Origin of the sequence: Herbaspirillum sp. C7C2 (assembly GCF_022627865.1) — a bacterium.
In the GTDB taxonomy this organism is placed as follows: Bacteria; Pseudomonadota; Gammaproteobacteria; order Burkholderiales; family Burkholderiaceae_D; genus Herbaspirillum; species Herbaspirillum frisingense.
In genome coordinates, this window is the sequence record NZ_JABXGI010000087.1 from 1 (window position 1) to 256 (window position 256).

Genomic DNA, 256 nt, shown 5'->3' on the forward strand with positions numbered 1-256 from the left:
TCGTGACTGGGGTGAAGTCGTAACAAGGTAGCCGTATCGGAAGGTGCGGCTGGATCACCTCCTTTCTAGAGTGCGCACGAAGTTAAGCGTCCACACTTATCGGCTGTAAATCAAGAACAGTTATTTGGTGAAGCACGGTCAAGTGGCACAACGTCACTGACTGGCTACTGATACTGATCCAAGCGGGTCTGTAGCTCAGCTGGTTAGAGCACCGTGTTGATAACGCGGGGGTCGTTGGTTCGAGCCCAACCAGACC

The 256-nt window shown here is 53.1% G+C and carries 1 rRNA gene; it reads left to right on the forward strand.

Features of this window, described 5'->3' with window-relative positions:
* Positions 1-65, forward strand: a 16S ribosomal RNA gene (locus HWE04_RS24345); the annotation flags it as partial.
* Between the last annotated feature and the right edge of the window lie 191 nt (positions 66-256).